This is a genomic window from Rhizobium sp. AN80A (assembly GCF_030053015.1).
Lineage (GTDB): Bacteria > Pseudomonadota > Alphaproteobacteria > Rhizobiales > Rhizobiaceae > Rhizobium > Rhizobium metallidurans.
Genome location: NZ_JASJPX010000003.1, coordinates 868,695 through 884,099, shown reverse-complemented (window position 1 = coordinate 884,099; position 15,405 = coordinate 868,695). Strand labels below are relative to the sequence as shown.

Sequence of the window (15,405 nt, the reverse complement as noted above, 5' to 3'; positions counted from 1 at the left end):
TCCGATCAGGCGTGCTTTTCGAGCCAGGCCGAGATCACGCCTTCCAGCGCTTCGACCAGGGCCTCGTCTTCCAGTTCCTCGACGATCTCGGCAACGAAGGCGTTGACGAGCATGGCGCGCGCCTTGTTTTCCGGGATACCACGCGCCATCAGATAATAGAGATGGTTGTGGTCGATATCGGCAACCGTGGCGCCATGGCCGCATTGCACGTCGTCGGCGAAGATCTCGAGCTCCGGCTTCACCGAGAACTCGGCGTCGTCGGACATCAGCAGCGTGTTGCACGCCATCTTCGCGTCGGTCTTCTGCGCGTCCGGTGCCACCCGGATCATGCCCTGGAACACGCCCCTGGCGCGGTCGAAGACGACGTTGCGGATGATCTCGGTGGAACCGGTATGCGGCACGTTGTGGCCGAGCACCATGGTCACGTCGGTATGCGTCTCGGCGCCGAGCAGGTTGATCCCGCGCAGCGTCAGGTCAGCACCCTCGCCCGCCACCTTGATATGCAGTTCCTGGCGCACCAGCTGGCCGCCGGCATTGATGACGAACAGCTTCAGCTTGGCGTTCGCGGCAAGCTCGACGCGGATCTGGCCGAGATGCGTATCGTCGCCGCCCTGCTGCTGCAGGATGATCCAGGTCACTTCGCTGCCCTCGCCGACCGTGACGTCGCTGACATGCGAAACCAGCGCCGCGTCCGCCGTCACCGACAGGTGACGTTCGATCACGGTCGCCTGGACGGCGGCGCCGATGCTGACCGGAAGGCGCATATGCGTCTGGCCGCCAGCATGCACGAACTGGATCTCCAGCGGCTCTTCAAGCACGGCCTCGGTGGGCACGTCGATGACGTAGCCGTCGCGCACGAAGCTGCCGTTGATCCGGCCGACCGCGTCGTCCTTGTCGAGCGCGCCGAGGCGATCGGCGGCCGAACCATCCGACAGCTGGTCGGCATAGCACGAGATCGCGAGATCGCCGGCGCGCGCCTTGTGATCAGGACGTCCCTGGATGACGGACAGCACGGCCGAACCCTCGACCAGCGGATCGCGGGCGTCGGAGCCGGCGTCGCCTGCCTGTACGGGCACGGCGCGCAGCAGCGTCTTCAGGTCGGTGTAGTGCCAGGCCTCGACGCGGCGCGTTGGAAGCCCCGAAGTCTTCAGGTCGTCGAGCAGCCGGTCGCGAATGGCGATCACGGCGCCATCGCCCGGCAGCTCGCCGATCTCGTTGTTGAACGCCTCGATCAGCGCCGCTTCAGCGGCGGTCAGGCGGGTCGTCGTCTGCATGTTCATGCGACCAGTTCCTTTCCGCCTAGATCAGGCCGCCGCGCCGATGATGTCGGCATAACCGTTGGCTTCCAGATCATGCGCCAGCGTCTTGTCGCCGCTCTTGATGATCTGGCCCTTGTAGAGAACGTGAACGGTATCCGGCACGATGTAGTCAAGCAGGCGCTGGTAGTGGGTGATGACGATGGTGGCGCGGTCGGGCGAGCGCAGCGCGTTGACACCGTCGGCGACGATCTTCAGCGCGTCGATGTCGAGGCCGCTGTCGGTTTCGTCGAGGATGCAAAGCTGAGGCTCCAGCAGCGCCATCTGCAGGATCTCGGCGCGCTTCTTCTCACCGCCGGAGAAGCCGACGTTCAGGGGACGCTTCAGCATCTCGGTGTTGATCTGCAGCTTGGCGGCCGCATCCTTGACGAGGCGCATGAAATCAGGCGTCTTCAGCTCTTCCTCGCCGCGCGCCTTGCGCTGCTCGTTCATCGCGACCTTCAGGAACTGCATGGTGGCGACGCCGGGAATCTCGACCGGATACTGGAAGGCGAGGAAGATGCCCTTGGAGGCGCGCTCCGCCGGATCGAGTTCGAGAATGCTCTCGCCGTTGTAGAGAATGTCGCCCTCGGTGACCTCGTAATCGTCACGACCGGACAGGATGTAGGACAGCGTCGACTTGCCGGAGCCGTTCGGCCCCATGATCGCAGCCACTTCGCCCGCCTTCACGGTGAGGTTCAGCCCCTTGATGATCTCGGTGCCGTCTTCGGCGATGCGGGCGTGCAGGTTCTTGATTTCAAGCATTCTCTTTATCCTTCAGGTCTCAGTCGACGGTCCGCGAGCCTATTCGCTCAGCTCAAGCCGCTTTTCCATTCGCTCTATGCGGACCTTGAGGCCCGCGATTTCCGTGTCTTGAACAAGTTGGGCGCTCATAAGCCCGCCCATGTGCTGGCGCATTGCGAACATTTCGCCGCGCATGCCGGCCATTTCCTCTTTCATCGAACTGATATCCGCCCGTACCGCGCGCAAATGTTCGAGGATGAGATGTTCGACCTTCTCGTTCATATCTGCCGTCCTTCAAACGACCGCTTCTCGGATCCTCGGGCAAAGCCCGAGGACGACACCTGCCTCAGGTTAACCGACGCTACCCTCAAGCGAGATGCTGATCAGCTTCTGCGCTTCGACGGCGAATTCCATCGGCAGTTCCTGCAGGACTTCCTTGACGAAGCCGTTGACGATCAGGGCGATCGCCTCTTCTTCGGGAATGCCGCGCTGCAGGCAGTAGAACTTCTGGTCCTCGGAGATCTTCGAGGTGGTCGCCTCGTGTTCGAACTGCGCGGTCGAGTTCTTCGCCTCGATGTAGGGAACCGTGTGAGCGCCGCATTTGTCGCCGATCAGAAGGGAATCGCACTGCGTGAAGTTGCGGGCGTTCGATGCCTTGCGGTGGGCCGAGACCTGGCCGCGATAGGTGTTCTGCGAGACGCCGGCAGCAATACCCTTCGACACGATGCGGCTCGACGTGTTCTTGCCAAGATGGATCATCTTGGTGCCCGATCGATCTGCTGATGGCCGTTCGACACCGCGATCGAGTAGAACTCGCCCCTGGAATCATCGCCGCGCAGGATGCAGGACGGGTACTTCCAGGTGATCGCCGAACCGGTTTCGACCTGCGTCCACGAGATCTTCGAACGCGCGCCACGGCAATCGCCGCGCTTGGTCACGAAGTTGTAGATGCCGCCCTTGCCCTGGGCATCGCCCGGATACCAGTTCTGGACCGTCGAATACTTGATCTCGGCGTCGTCGAGAGCAACGAGCTCGACCACGGCCGCATGCAACTGGTTTTCGTCGCGCTGCGGCGCGGTGCAGCCCTCGAGATAGGAGACGTAGGCGCCCTCCTCGGCGATGATCAGCGTGCGCTCGAACTGGCCGGTGTTCTTCTCGTTGATGCGGAAGTAGGTGGACAGCTCCATCGGGCAGCGAACGCCCTTCGGAATGAACACGAAGGAACCATCGGTGAAGACGGCCGAGTTCAGCGTCGCATAGTAGTTGTCGGAGGTCGGAACGACCGAGCCGAGATACTTGCGCACGAGTTCCGGATGCTCGCGAATGGCTTCCGAGATCGACATGAAGATAACGCCGGCCTTCTTCAGCTCTTCCTTGAACGTCGTCACGACGGAAACGCTGTCGAAAACCGCATCGACGGCGATCTTCGGCCGTTCGACGCCAGCCAGAATTTCCTGTTCCTTCAGCGGAATGCCGAGCTTCTCGTAGACCTTGAGAATTTCAGGATCGACCTCGTCGAGCGACTTCGGGCCCGGCGTCGACTTCGGCGCCGCGTAGTAGTGGATGTCGTTGAAATCGATCTTCGGATAATCGACGCGAGCCCAGTTCGGCTCTTCCAGCGTCAGCCAGCGCTTGTAGGCTTCCAGACGCCATTCGAGCATCCATTCCGGCTCCTGCTTCTTGGCGGAGATGAAACGGATGATATCCTCGGACAGGCCCTTGGGTGCCTTGTCCATCTCGATGATCGTCTCGAAACCGTATTTGTACTGATCGACGTCAATCTCGCGGACGCGATCGACCGTTTCCTGGACGGCGGGCATATCGTTCTCCAATCTCGCCGGAGAAAAGGTCCGGCAGCTTGTCGTTCGGGCAATTTTGGTTGCCCCTTATGTAAGTGGCCAAAGGGGACTTTTCAGCCCGAATGGCAAGTGGAAATTTGCGTTTTCGCAAATTTATCAGGCGGTCGTGGCGCCTTATCAGGCAATCACGCCGCCTCTCCCGCCGGCTTGCGCCGCGCGGCTATCTTCGTGAATGTCGCGACGGCCCTGGCGATATCCTCGTCCGTCGTGAAAAAACCGAGCGACATCCGGAGCGCGCCGAGCTTTGGATCACGACCCATCGCCACCAGAACATGGCTCTCGCCGACCTTGCCGGACGAGCAGGCAGCACCGGCAGACAGCGCCACGCCTTCGAGATCGAATGCGATCTGCCCGGTCTCCGCCTTCAGCCCCGGCAGGGTGAAGAAGGTGGTGTTGGAGACCCGCTGTTGATCCGCGCCATAAATGACGACATCGTGCGCTGCCGCGCGCATTCCGTCTTCCAGCTGCTGCCGCAGGCTGGAGATGCGGGCATTGCGCTCGTCGAACTCTCGGACAGCGACCTCGGCCGCCGCGCCGAAGCCGATGACGGCAAGCGAATTCTCGGTCCCCGACCGGTGACCCTTTTCCTGGCCGCCACCGTGGATCAGCGCCCTCGGCATCAGCACTTCGCCGCGCGACACCAGCGCGCCGGCGCCTTTAGGACCACCGATCTTGTGCGAGGAGACGATGACGAAATCGGCGCCCAACGCATTGATATCAAGCGCGATCCGGCCAGCCGCCTGCACGGCATCGACCACGAGCAGGCCGCCATGTGCCTGAACGACCTTGGCCACCTCGCCCACCGGCTGCACCACGCCCGTCTCGTTGTTGACGAGCATGACCGCGACCATCGGCAGCCCGGTCGATTTGTCGTGGCCGGCCAGAAGGCTTTGCAGCTGATCGAGATCGACGACGCCGTTAGCGGTCACCGCAATCTCGGTCGTGCGGTACTTGCCGAACCGTCCACCCTCGCGGATCGCCGGATGCTCGATCGCCGAGTGATAGAGATGCCCGATCGCCATCGGCGTGCGGCCCATGCGGAAATCGGGCGTCAGCACCATGTTGGCGGCCTCGGTGGCGCCGCTGGTAAAAATGACATGGGCGGGATCGGCGCCGGCGAGGGCCGCTACCTGCCGGCGGGCACCTTCGATCGCGGCGCGTACCGCGCGGCCCTCGCCATGGACGGAACTCGGATTGCCGAACATATCAAGCGCCCGCAGGACCGCGTCGCGCGCTGCGGGATGCAGCGGTGCCGTCGCGTTCCAATCGAGATAGAGCCGGGCCGGCGCCATGATCTTTTCGTCCTGCGCTTGTTTCTTGCGTGGCGGACCGGTGCATTTTCCTTGAAAAGTCAGCCGGGCTTGTCCTATGACACATCCAACACTGCGTGGATTGCCATGCAAGTTTCGAATTGTTCTAAACTGCGTTTTAGAAAAGCTGACAACGTCCGTCAAGTCTGCGCAGGGCGAACGCGAGAAATAAAAGCCGGAGTACCGATGCCCGAAGTCATTTTCAACGGCCCCGCAGGCCGCCTTGAAGGCCGCTACCAGCCCTCCAAGGAAAAGAGCGCGCCGATTGCCCTCATTTTGCACCCGCACCCACAGTTCGGCGGCACGATGAACAACCAGATCGTCTACCAGCTCTTCTACATGTTCCAGAAGCGCGGGTTCACGACGTTGCGCTTCAACTTCCGGGGTATCGGCCGCAGCCAGGGTGAATTCGACCATGGCGCCGGCGAACTCTCGGACGCGGCCTCCGCGCTCGACTGGGTGCAGAGCCTGCATCCTGATTCGAAGACCTGTTGGGTCGCCGGCTATTCCTTCGGCTCGTGGATCGGCATGCAGCTCCTGATGCGCCGTCCGGAGATCGAAGGCTTCATATCGATCGCGCCGCAGCCGAACACCTACGACTTCTCCTTCCTCGCGCCCTGCCCGTCATCAGGCCTGATCATCAACGGCGACGCCGACAAGGTGGCACCGGAGAAGGACGTCAACGGCCTGGTCGAGAAGCTGAAGACCCAGAAGGGCATCCTCATCACCCACCGCACGGTGCCGGGCGCCAACCACTTCTTCAACGGCCAGGTGGAAACGCTGATGGGCGAATGCGAGGACTACCTCGACCGCCGCCTCAACGGCGAACTGGTCCCGGAGCCCGCCGCCAAGCGCATCCGCTGACGATGCGGATCGTTGTCGATACCAACGTGCTCGTCAGCGCTTGTATCGGCAACGGCCCAGCCAGCCGCGTTATTGAGCTGTGCCTGACGGGGGAATTGACGCCCGTAATCGGCGCCACGCTGTTTCTGGAATATCTCGATGTTATCGAACGCGAGCCGCTCTTCAGGGCGGCTCGTTTGAGTCTGGAGGAACGCCAGCTGCTGCTCCGTGCTTTCGTTTCCCGCAGCCAATGGCAGGAAGTATTCTACCTCTGGCGGCCCAATCTTCCCGACGAAGCCGACAACCATGTTTTCGAATTGGCCGTTGCGGCAAACAGCGCTACAATCGTCACCTATAACCAGCGAGACTTTCGCCAGCGGGAATTGCGGTTTCCCGATTTGCGCGTCGTCACGCCCGATGTCTTTCTCGAAGAGCGAAATTCATGACGATGCTGAGTTTTCAGGTTTCCAAGGATGTCGAGAGGAAAGTCGCGGACATCGCGGCCGAGAGCGGTAGAACCGTGGAGGATCTGCTGAGCGACATGACGGCGCGGATGGTGCGGGACTTCGAAGCGCGCCAGACGTTCGAAGCGATGTCGGAACGCGGACGCGGTGATGTCGACAAGGCGCTGGACCTCCTGCGTAAGCCCGACAGAAGCTAAGCGCGTCCGCTAGGCTTGGCGCATCTCGGCGGTCAGCTCGAAGGTCGGGCAGGACATGTTGTCTATGGTCAGCGGCATGCGGCCCCGCATGCCGATTTTCGTCAGAACACGTTGCGACGCGACATTGTCGGGATGCGTGAATGCGATGAACTGGTCAGCCAGCCCCTTGTCGAAAAACCAGTCCGCCAGGCCCTTCCCCAGTTCCGTCGCGTAACCCTTGCCCCACTCCTCCTGCCGAAGCGAGTAGCCGAGCTCGAACGCGCCGCGATCTCCGCCATAACGGGAAAAGCCGGCGCGGCCGATGAAGCGACCGTCGTCGAGGCTGGTGACCTTGTATTTTGTCACGCCATCGCGGGCCTGCTCGGCGAAAAAGCTCATGAAGCGCTCTTGCACCTTGGCAGCGCTCCAGGGTGCGGCACCCGAGAGGTAGCGGGTGGTCTCGATCGTCGAATGCAGCAATTGCAGCAGATGGACGTCGTATTGCCCCCACATGGACAAGACGAGCCGGGGCGTCTTCAGGATAATGGTGTCGGTCATGGCTTCCTCGCGATCACGCCGCCGGTCTCGGGCGCACAAACGCCTGTCGTCCCTGGATATGTCAGCGGCAGTCCGTTGAGCGAGCGCACCGCCAGATAGGCCCAGGCCTCCGCCTCCATGGCGCCGCCGTCGAAGCCTGCCATCTCCGCCGAGACGACCCGCGCGCCCTTTGCCGTGGCGAGATCGGCGAATTCGCGCATGATCACGGGATTGAGCCGCCCGCCGCCACAGACGACATATGTCCTGGGCGGGTGCGGCAGGTGATCGGCGAGCGTGACGATCGAGGCGGCGGTGACATGCGCCAGCGTCCTCGCGCCGTCCTCCAGCGACACCTCGCCTTTTTCAGGCGGCAGGAAATCGCCGCGGTCGAGCGAGCGCCTGATATTGCCGGAAAAGAACGGGCTCGACAGATAGCGGCGCGTAAGATCCGGCACCACCGCCCCGCGGCTGGCCGTCTCGCCGTTGCGGTCGTAGGCCCGGCCGGTATGCGCCTCGACCCACTGGTCGATCAGCATATTCCCCGGCCCGCTGTCGAAAGCCGAAAGCGCGCCGTCGGCACCTACATAGGTGAGGTTCGAAATGCCGCCGATATTGACGAACACCACGGGCGCGGCGAAACCGTCCGGCAGGTTGGCGGAGAGGGCCGCATGATAGACCGGGATCAGCGGCGCGCCCTGCCCGCCATGCACCATGTCGTTGGCCCGCATGTCGTAGACGACGTCGATGCCGGTCTCCGACGCGAGCAGCGGTCCGTCGCCTATCTGCACGGTGACGCCGGCATCCGGCCGGTGCAGCACCGTCTGCCCGTGAAAGCCGATGAGGTCGATATCGTCAGGCTTGAGGCCGTGACGCGAAAGCAAGGACTTGACCACGGCGGCATGGCAAAGCGTCAGCACCCTCTCGGCGTCCGCGAGGTCGCCCGGCCGGTCGCCGCGCTCGACCACGGCCTTGGCCGTCTGCAGCGCCTGCTTCCAGCGGCCACGCAGATCGTCGTCATAGGGCACGTAGAGGCTCGGGCCGCGACGGATGATATTTTCGCCGTCGGTCTCAAGCAGCGCCGCATCGACCCCGTCCATCGAGGTGCCGCTCATCAGGCCGATCGCTGTCAGGATTTTCCCCATTGTCCCTCGATGATCTACAAATAAAGGAGCCAATCAACCAAATGGTGACTGTGCGAGAAAACAGTGCTAAACGCGCCGCGTTGCTTCAACAATAGCCAATCCGAAAATCCTGATCCGAAAGCAAAAGGTCATGACCGAGTTCAAATCCGATTTCCTCCGCACGCTGAAAGAGCGTGGCTTCATTCATCAGATCTCCGATGAATCCGGCCTCGACGCCCTGCTCGCCAAGGAAACCGTGACCGCCTATATCGGCTATGACCCGACCGCATCGAGCCTGCATGTCGGCCACCTCACCCAGATCATGATGCTGCACTGGTTCCAAGCCACCGGCCACCGTCCGATCTCGCTGATGGGCGGCGGCACCGGCATGGTGGGCGACCCCTCCTTCAAGGACGAGGCCCGCAAGCTGATGACGGTCGATACGATCGAGGAGAACATCGCCTCGATCAAGAGCTGCTTTGCCAACTACCTCGACTACGACAAGTCGGGCAATCCGGCGCTGATGATCAACAACGCCGAGTGGCTGCGCTCGCTGAACTACCTCGAATTCCTGCGCGATGTCGGCCGTCATTTCTCGGTCAACCGCATGCTCTCCTTCGACAGCGTCAAGACGCGCCTCGACCGCGAGCACTCGCTGTCCTTCCTCGAATTCAACTACATGATCCTGCAGGCCTACGACTTCGTCGAGCTCGCCAAGCGCTACGATTGCCGGCTGCAGATGGGCGGCTCCGACCAGTGGGGCAACATCATCAACGGTATCGACCTTGGTCACCGCATGGGGACCGAGCAACTCTACGCGCTGACCTCGCCGCTGCTCACCACCTCGTCGGGCGCCAAGATGGGCAAGTCCGCTTCGGGCGCGGTGTGGCTCAACGCCGACCTGCTGCCGGTCTATGACTTCTGGCAATACTGGCGCAACACCGAAGACGCCGACGTGCCGCGCTTCCTGAAGCTCTTCACCACGCTTCCGATGGACGAGATCGCCCGCCTTTCGGCCCTTGCCGGCTCCGAGCTCAACGAGGTCAAGAAGATCCTGGCGACCGAGGTCACCACGATCCTGCACGGCCGTGAAAACGCCGAACAGGCGGCCGAAACGGCCCGCAAGACCTTCGAGGAAGGCGCGCTCGCCGACAACCTGCCCTCGATCGACGTGCCCGCGGCCGAACTCGACGCCGGCATCGGCCTGCTCGCCCTGATCGTCCGCGCCGGCCTCGCCGCCTCCAACGGCGAAGCCCGCCGCCATGTCCAGGGCGGCGCGGTCCGCATCAACGACCAGGCCATCAGCGACGAGCGCAAGCTCATCGGCGGAGGTGAAGTGACCGCCGACGGCGTGATCAAGCTGTCGCTCGGCAAGAAGAAACACATCCTGATCCGCCCGGCCGCGTAAGCGCGGGTTGTTCAGGACTTCACCAAAAGGCCGGCACGATCGCCGGCCTTTTTTGTGCTTTGCCGCGTCGCGAGGATGACGCCGAGGAGCCGAAAATGGCGCAGATTCAACGCTTTCGAGACGGAAACCACCATCTCAACCGTCATCCTCGGCCTTGTTGTACAGCCTTGATACATACCTGACAGATGTTCGGAGACATGCCTGACACTTTTCGGATTGCAATCCGGGAGGTTTTGATGGCTTGGCGGGCGAGGTCGGTTGTGGACGAGCGTTTGGAATTCTGCCGGTTGGCTGGACGTGAGGGAGCGAATGTTTCGGCGCTTTGCGAGCGCTTCGGCATCAGCCGCCAGACGGGCTATGTCTGGCTGAAGCGGTTCGCCGCCGGCGAAACGGTCGAGGACCGGTCGCGGCGGCCGCATGCAAGCCCGCGGCGCACCACTGATCTCGAGCGCTCGGTGCTTTCGGTGCGCGACGAACACCCGGCATGGGGCGCCCGCAAGATCGCAAGGCGGCTGCTCGATCTCGGCATCGCGCCGCCCTGCGCCTCGACCGTGCATGCGATCCTTGCCCGCCACGGCAGGATCGGCCCGCACACCAAGGACCACCTGGCGCCAGGCCGCTTCGAGCGCGAGGCGCCCAACCTGCTTTGGCAGATGGACTTCAAGGGACAGATCAGGCTGACCTCGGGTGCATGGTGCCATCCGCTCACCATCATCGACGACCATTCCCGCTTCGCCATCGCCATCGAGGCCTGCCTCGACCAGCAGATGCCGACCGTTCGCGGCCGCATGGAGCCTATTTTGCGCCGCTACGGCCTGCCCATGGCCATCTATACCGACAACGGCAACCCGTGGGGCACCGGCGTTCCCAACCAGTGGACGCGGCTGCGCGTCTGGTTGCTCAAGCTCGGCATCGATCTCATCCATGCAAGGCCCTATCACCCGCAGGGACGCGGCAAGAACGAGCGCTTCCACCGCAGCCTCAAGGCCGAGGTACTGAACTTCGCGACGCTCTCCGGCCAGCCCCAGGCGCAGAAGGCATTCGATCTCTGGCGCGAGATCTACAATCACCACCGCCCGCACGAGGCGATCGGCATGGCGGTTCCGGCCAGTCGCTACAGCCCCTCGCCAAGATCGTTTCCCAAGCGCCTGCCGGAGCCCGTCTACGACAGCGGCGAGATCGTCCGGCGCATCAGCACCACCAAGGGCTACATCAGCTTCAAGGGCCAGGCATGGCGCGTGCCCGGCGCCTTCAAGGGCGAATGCCTCGCCATCCGCCCCCTCGACCGCGACGGCCTCTATGGCGTCTTCTTCGGCGCAACCAAGGTCGCAAAAATCGACCTCGCAAACCCGACGTGAGTGTCAGGCATGTCTCCGAACGACTGTCACGGATGTCTCCGGGCTTTACACTCCCCGAGGATCTGAGCACGGCGCCACTTGCTCGACGCGAGTGGACACATGGCGGGCGTTTCCAACGATTGGCCTACGCAAAAGCCAATTGCTGGACCGTCACCACAAGCACCATCACCGTCGCACTCCGGGGCACGTGCTCAGATCCTCGGGACGAGCCCGAGGATGGCGTCGAGGGAGAAGGAAACACCGTAAATTCGGCAGGTTAGCGATCCTCACCCATCATCGCCTCACTGAAACTCGAAAATATTCCTGAAAACGCCGGGTGCGATGATCGACAGTGGGTTGATCGTCAGGTTCGGGGCATCGAGCTTGCCCGTCAGCTTGAAGGTGATGCCGATCAGGCCGCGGTCGGTGCCGTTGCCGAGGATGATGCCGATGATCGGCAGTTCGGCGAACAGCCGGTTCAGGCCGTAGGCGGGCATGAAGGTTCCGGTCATGTCCATATTGCCGCGAACCGTCGCGCAGCGTGCCCTGGAACACCGCGCCGACCTGATCGCCGCGCACCACGCCGTTTTCGATGCCGACGACGCCGTTTCTCGACAGAATGCGGGCGAAGCCGCGCTGGAATCGTTGCGCGGATGTGTCGATGTTGCGCTTCACGGCCGCGTTCAGGCTGCGCTGTTCCTGGCCGACAGGTGTCGAGACGATCGAATTCAGGCGCTGCTCGTTGACGATGGAGAAGCGCCGCACGTCGATCGAGCCGTCCCAGTCGTCGCCGGCGCCGAGCCGGATGGAAAGGTTGAGCAGGCCGCCGCGCATGTGCTGATAGAGATCGGCGAACCGCGAGACGGCGCCGGCATCGCCGCTGGTAACGGTGATGGCGCCGCCGCCTTGCGTCTGCGCGACCACGGCTTCGCCGCTGTCGGTGAGGCCGGACAGGTTGAGCGAGCGGATGCGGCTGCCATCAGCCATGTAGGTGGCCTGCACGTTGCGCAGCTTCTCGTCGTTGAAGCCGACGACGCTTCCAAGGCTGGCTTTCAGCGAAACGCTGCTGTCGCTCTTCGACGCCCCGTCGCCCTTGTCTCCGCTTCCCGATTTGATCCGCGCCAGAACCGGACGCACGTCGGCGCTGGCGCCGGAGACCGAGACCTCCATGCCGCCCTTGGCGCGGCGAAGCGAGATCGCGAAATTGTCGAGCGACGACAGTTTCACGCTGTCGAAATCGGCCTTCTGCAGATTGCCCTTGCTCATCGACAGCGCGCCGCTGGCTCCAAATCCGTCGCCTTTCAGGACGAAATTCTTGATCTGCAGATTGTCGTCGGGCCCGGAAATCTCGAAATCGGCCGTCGCCCCGATGCCGCTTCCCTTCGACCATCCGATCCACGGCAGATCGAGCCTCGCCTTGCCGAGATCGAGCGATACGGACTGGCGATCCTTGTCGATGCGGTCGAGCTGGACGCTGATCGGACCGTCGATGATATCGGACAGGCCAGGCAGGATCTTCTCGCGCTGATCGTTGTTGAGCGTTGCCGTCACGCTTTGCTGCGGCTGGATGTCGGAGGACTTTTCGGTCGGCTCGACCAGCTTGATCGCCGCCGCCACGCCGTCGATGTAGCCCTTGCCGTCGAGAACCACCTGTTTCGGGTCGGCCGTCAGCGTGCCGTCGAGATTGGTGATCTTGCGTCCCGATATGGCCTTGGCGACGTCCAGGTCCTGCAATTGCAGCACCGCCTTCCATTCGACCGGCGGCGGGTTTTGCGAGGCGATGAGACCGATGCGCGCCTGCACCGAAGCGGTGACGTTGCCCTTCAGATCCTCTGGCACGAAGCCCGCCCGCTGCAGCACCTGGATGGGCTTGAAGGTCAGCAGCTCGCCGATCGCGTCGGCCGCGCCCGATATCGGCAGGTTGAGCTCGGCCATCAGCGGCTTGTCGTAGGTGGACGGCAGGATGAACGTACCCTCGCCGACGTCGACGGTGCGCCCGGACGGGAAGAACGACTTGCCGCTCTTGATCGAGATCGTCGCCTTCGGACCGGCAAGCGAGAAATGCGCGTTGGTATCGCGGATTGGCGGAATGTCGCCGGTCACGTTCATGCGCGTATTGGCGATGTCGAAGGCGATCCTGATCTGGTTTTCATCCAGCTTCAGCCCCTTGCCGACGGCCTCCTCCAGCCGCCCGAAGGGAATGAAGACATCGATCGAGGCATTGGACACCACGCCGCCGTAAAGGTTGCGCTCGACCCACTCGCGCCCCTTGGTCGCCATCCAGAACGGCCAGAGCTGCTTCACCGCGGTGGTCTGCAACTGTTGCGACTGGCCGGAGAAGCTGATCTCGGGCGACTTGTCTCCGAAACGGACCCGCAGCGAACCGTAGAGCGATCCGCCCGGGCTCGACACGGTCATATTGGCGAACTGCAGCTCGCGCGCGTCGACGAAATAGCGCCCCGTCGCCTGAACATCGAAGGCAAGCGGCTGTTCGCCCGAGGTCACCGGCGCGGCCGTGCCGCCGCTGATCAGGAGATCGACGCCGAAACCCTTCGCGGCGGTGGTGTCGATCTTGTCGAGGTCGATCAGCGCGCCGTTGAAGGGCACGATCGTTGGCCCGAACTGCAGCCGCGAGCGTGCGATCTCCAGCGATTGCTTGCTGAAGTCATAGGCAAGGTTGACCTGCCCGCCCGTCAGCTCCTGCTCGTCGCCGTCCATGTAGAACTTGCCCGCCTGCAGATTGACCGCGACGGCAAGCGACGGCGTGGTCGCCTCGTCGCCGCGCACGGCTGAAACCGCCGTACCCGCCAGTGCGTCGACACCTTGGCGGATCTCGCCGATCGCGTTGCGCTTCAGCGTGAACGGCGCCAGATCGGCGCCATCGAGCTCGCCCGTCAGCCGCGACGTTCGCCCGTTGGCCTTTTCGGTCGCCAGGTGCAGCGTCGTCAAACGACCGTTGATCGCGACCTCGCCATCGAGCTGCAGCGCGTTCTGCGGGTTTCGTGAGAACACCAGGCTGTTGACGACGATGGACAGCGGCCCGTTGGCCGTGTCGGCGAGCTTGATGTCGAGGCCCTCGAGCTTGATCGACTTCGTCCCGCCGCGATCGACGAAGCCGTCGAGAACATCCAGCTGCTCGAACACCGTTTCCATCGCGGCCGGAATCTGGTCGATCCTGAGGCCGTCCAGCTTCAAGGGTTTGCCCGAAGGCAGCAGCGCGGTGTCGAGAGCGATGTCCTGCGCCTCCACCTGCGCGATGGCGATCCGTCCCCGGAACAATTGCAGGGGATCGAGCGCCATGCGCATGGCGCCCGTCGTCGACATATGCTGACCGCTCTTTTCGTCGATCACGCTGACGTCGCGCGCTTCGAGCGCCAGCCGCATGTTGGATGTGAAGCGGATGACCGTGGAGCCGACCTCGGCCCGGTAACGCGGCCCGATCGCCGAATTCAACGCCGACTGCGCCTGCCGCGACAAGGGCTCATCGAAGACGCCGCTTTCGACGGTGAAGATGATGGCGGCGACGATGAAGATAAACAAGCCGATCAGGCCGCCCGCGAGACCGGCCGTCCGACGCATGCCCGAGCGCATCGGCGGGCAATGCACGATCAGCGGATCCTCGGTCCGTGCGGAGGGAAGATCGTGCAGCGCGACGATATCTTTCTTGCGGAATCTGACCTTCTCGCCGCGGATCGCCGACATGCGCCTCGCCTGTACCCCTGTTCTGTGATTGGACCAGACTGGCTGGACGCTGATTTGTCCAATATATATCTGGCAAATCACCTCTTATCCACAAACCCGGCAAAAGAAAGGTTTCCCCATGGCGGAACTCACCATCGGCTCCATGGCGCCCGATTTCGACCTCCCGCGCGACGGCGGCGGACGCGTGAAACTGACGGATTTTCGCGGCAAGGCATTGGTTCTGTTCTTTTATCCGAAGGACGACACGAGCGGATGCACCACCGAATCGATCGCCTTCACGGCGCTCGCCGACGCGTTCGAGAAATCGGGCGCCGCCATTGTCGGAATGTCGCCGGATCTCGGCCACCTGCCATGATCGGTTCATCAAGAAGCACAAGCTTGGCGTGACGCTCGCCGCCGACGAGGACAAGACCACGCTGGAGGCCTATGGCGTCTGGAAGCAAAAGAGCATGTACGGCCGCACCTATATGGGCGTGGAGCGCACGACCTTCCTGATCCGCCCCAATGGCGAGATCGCCGCCATCTGGCAGAAGGTCAAGGTCGCCGGGCACGCCGAAGCGGTGCTGGAGGCGGTCAGGAATCTCCCCTCCTGACCGCGAAAAGAGTAAA

11 protein-coding genes and 4 pseudogenes are annotated in these 15,405 nt (G+C 62.9%); 6 read left to right on the top strand and 9 right to left on the bottom strand.

Going from position 1 to position 15,405, the window contains the following annotated elements; translation table 11 throughout:
* Positions 1 to 5 precede the first annotated feature (5 nt).
* The 5 genes and pseudogenes from sufD to P3R82_RS15835 form a co-directional block, all read right to left on the bottom strand.
* On the bottom strand, positions 6 to 1,280 hold the full coding sequence (gene sufD, locus P3R82_RS15855; protein ID WP_283194524.1) for a Fe-S cluster assembly protein SufD: 1,275 nt from the start codon (positions 1,278 to 1,280) through the stop codon (positions 6 to 8).
* A 24-nt stretch (positions 1,281 to 1,304) separates the two neighbouring features.
* On the bottom strand, positions 1,305 to 2,060 hold the full coding sequence (gene sufC, locus P3R82_RS15850) for a Fe-S cluster assembly ATPase SufC (RefSeq protein ID WP_183901782.1): 756 nt from the start codon (positions 2,058 to 2,060) through the stop codon (positions 1,305 to 1,307).
* A gap of 39 nt (positions 2,061 to 2,099) precedes the next feature.
* Entirely contained in the window at positions 2,100 to 2,321 is a 222-nt protein-coding gene (locus P3R82_RS15845; RefSeq protein WP_018902232.1) for a hypothetical protein, read from the bottom strand.
* 69 nt (positions 2,322 to 2,390) lie between these two features.
* Positions 2,391 to 3,859 (bottom strand): annotated as a pseudogene (sufB, locus tag P3R82_RS15840) (Fe-S cluster assembly protein SufB).
* Between the two features lie 164 nt (positions 3,860 to 4,023).
* Complete coding sequence (locus tag P3R82_RS15835) at positions 4,024 to 5,190, bottom strand: cysteine desulfurase family protein (protein ID WP_283194523.1); 1,167 nt, start codon at positions 5,188 to 5,190, stop codon at positions 4,024 to 4,026.
* A 204-nt stretch (positions 5,191 to 5,394) separates the two neighbouring features.
* On the opposite strand from P3R82_RS15835, the gene P3R82_RS15830 reads away from it, so the two are divergent.
* The 3 genes from P3R82_RS15830 to P3R82_RS15820 are packed head-to-tail and all read left to right on the top strand — an operon-like array spanning position 5,395 to position 6,712.
* Positions 5,395 to 6,072: an alpha/beta hydrolase gene (locus tag P3R82_RS15830; protein WP_283194522.1), complete on the top strand. Its 678-nt coding sequence runs from the start codon at positions 5,395 to 5,397 to the stop codon at positions 6,070 to 6,072.
* Between the two features lie 2 nt (positions 6,073 to 6,074).
* Positions 6,075 to 6,497, top strand: coding sequence for a putative toxin-antitoxin system toxin component, PIN family (locus P3R82_RS15825; RefSeq protein ID WP_283194521.1), 423 nt, complete (start codon positions 6,075 to 6,077; stop codon positions 6,495 to 6,497).
* Complete coding sequence (locus P3R82_RS15820) at positions 6,494 to 6,712, top strand: hypothetical protein (protein WP_183901786.1); 219 nt, start codon at positions 6,494 to 6,496, stop codon at positions 6,710 to 6,712. The genes P3R82_RS15825 and P3R82_RS15820 overlap by 4 nt, the downstream gene beginning before the upstream one ends.
* Before the next feature lie 9 nt (positions 6,713 to 6,721).
* Here the strand turns inward: P3R82_RS15820 and P3R82_RS15815 are convergent, their stop codons facing one another.
* Together P3R82_RS15815 and P3R82_RS15810 are read right to left on the bottom strand one after the other, a co-directional pair.
* Positions 6,722 to 7,249 carry a GNAT family N-acetyltransferase gene (locus P3R82_RS15815; protein ID WP_283194520.1) on the bottom strand — a complete coding sequence of 176 codons (528 nt, stop codon included), beginning with the start codon at positions 7,247 to 7,249 and terminating at the stop codon, positions 6,722 to 6,724.
* Positions 7,246 to 8,370 carry an anhydro-N-acetylmuramic acid kinase gene (locus tag P3R82_RS15810; RefSeq protein ID WP_283194519.1) on the bottom strand — a complete coding sequence of 375 codons (1,125 nt, stop codon included), beginning with the start codon at positions 8,368 to 8,370 and terminating at the stop codon, positions 7,246 to 7,248. The genes P3R82_RS15815 and P3R82_RS15810 overlap by 4 nt, the downstream gene beginning before the upstream one ends.
* Positions 8,371 to 8,500: 130 nt before the next feature.
* Here P3R82_RS15810 and tyrS point away from each other — a divergent pair, with 130 nt between their 5' ends.
* Positions 8,501 to 9,757 (top strand): tyrosine--tRNA ligase, encoded by a 1,257-nt coding sequence (tyrS, locus tag P3R82_RS15805; RefSeq protein ID WP_283194518.1) that lies wholly within the window; start codon positions 8,501 to 8,503, stop codon positions 9,755 to 9,757.
* An 11-nt stretch (positions 9,758 to 9,768) separates the two neighbouring features.
* Here the strand turns inward: tyrS and P3R82_RS15800 are convergent, their stop codons facing one another.
* Positions 9,769 to 9,891: a hypothetical protein gene (locus tag P3R82_RS15800; RefSeq protein WP_283194517.1), complete on the bottom strand. Its 123-nt coding sequence runs from the start codon at positions 9,889 to 9,891 to the stop codon at positions 9,769 to 9,771.
* Positions 9,892 to 9,993: 102 nt separating this feature from the next.
* On the opposite strand from P3R82_RS15800, the pseudogene P3R82_RS15795 reads away from it, so the two are divergent.
* Positions 9,994 to 11,159 (top strand): annotated as a pseudogene (locus P3R82_RS15795) (IS481 family transposase); the annotation flags it as partial.
* Positions 11,160 to 11,396: 237 nt separating this feature from the next.
* Here the strand turns inward: P3R82_RS15795 and P3R82_RS15790 are convergent.
* Positions 11,397 to 14,796 (bottom strand): annotated as a pseudogene (locus tag P3R82_RS15790) (hypothetical protein).
* 118 nt (positions 14,797 to 14,914) lie between these two features.
* On the opposite strand from P3R82_RS15790, the pseudogene P3R82_RS15785 reads away from it, so the two are divergent.
* Positions 14,915 to 15,389, top strand: a pseudogene (locus tag P3R82_RS15785) (peroxiredoxin).
* Positions 15,390 to 15,405 lie beyond the last annotated feature (16 nt).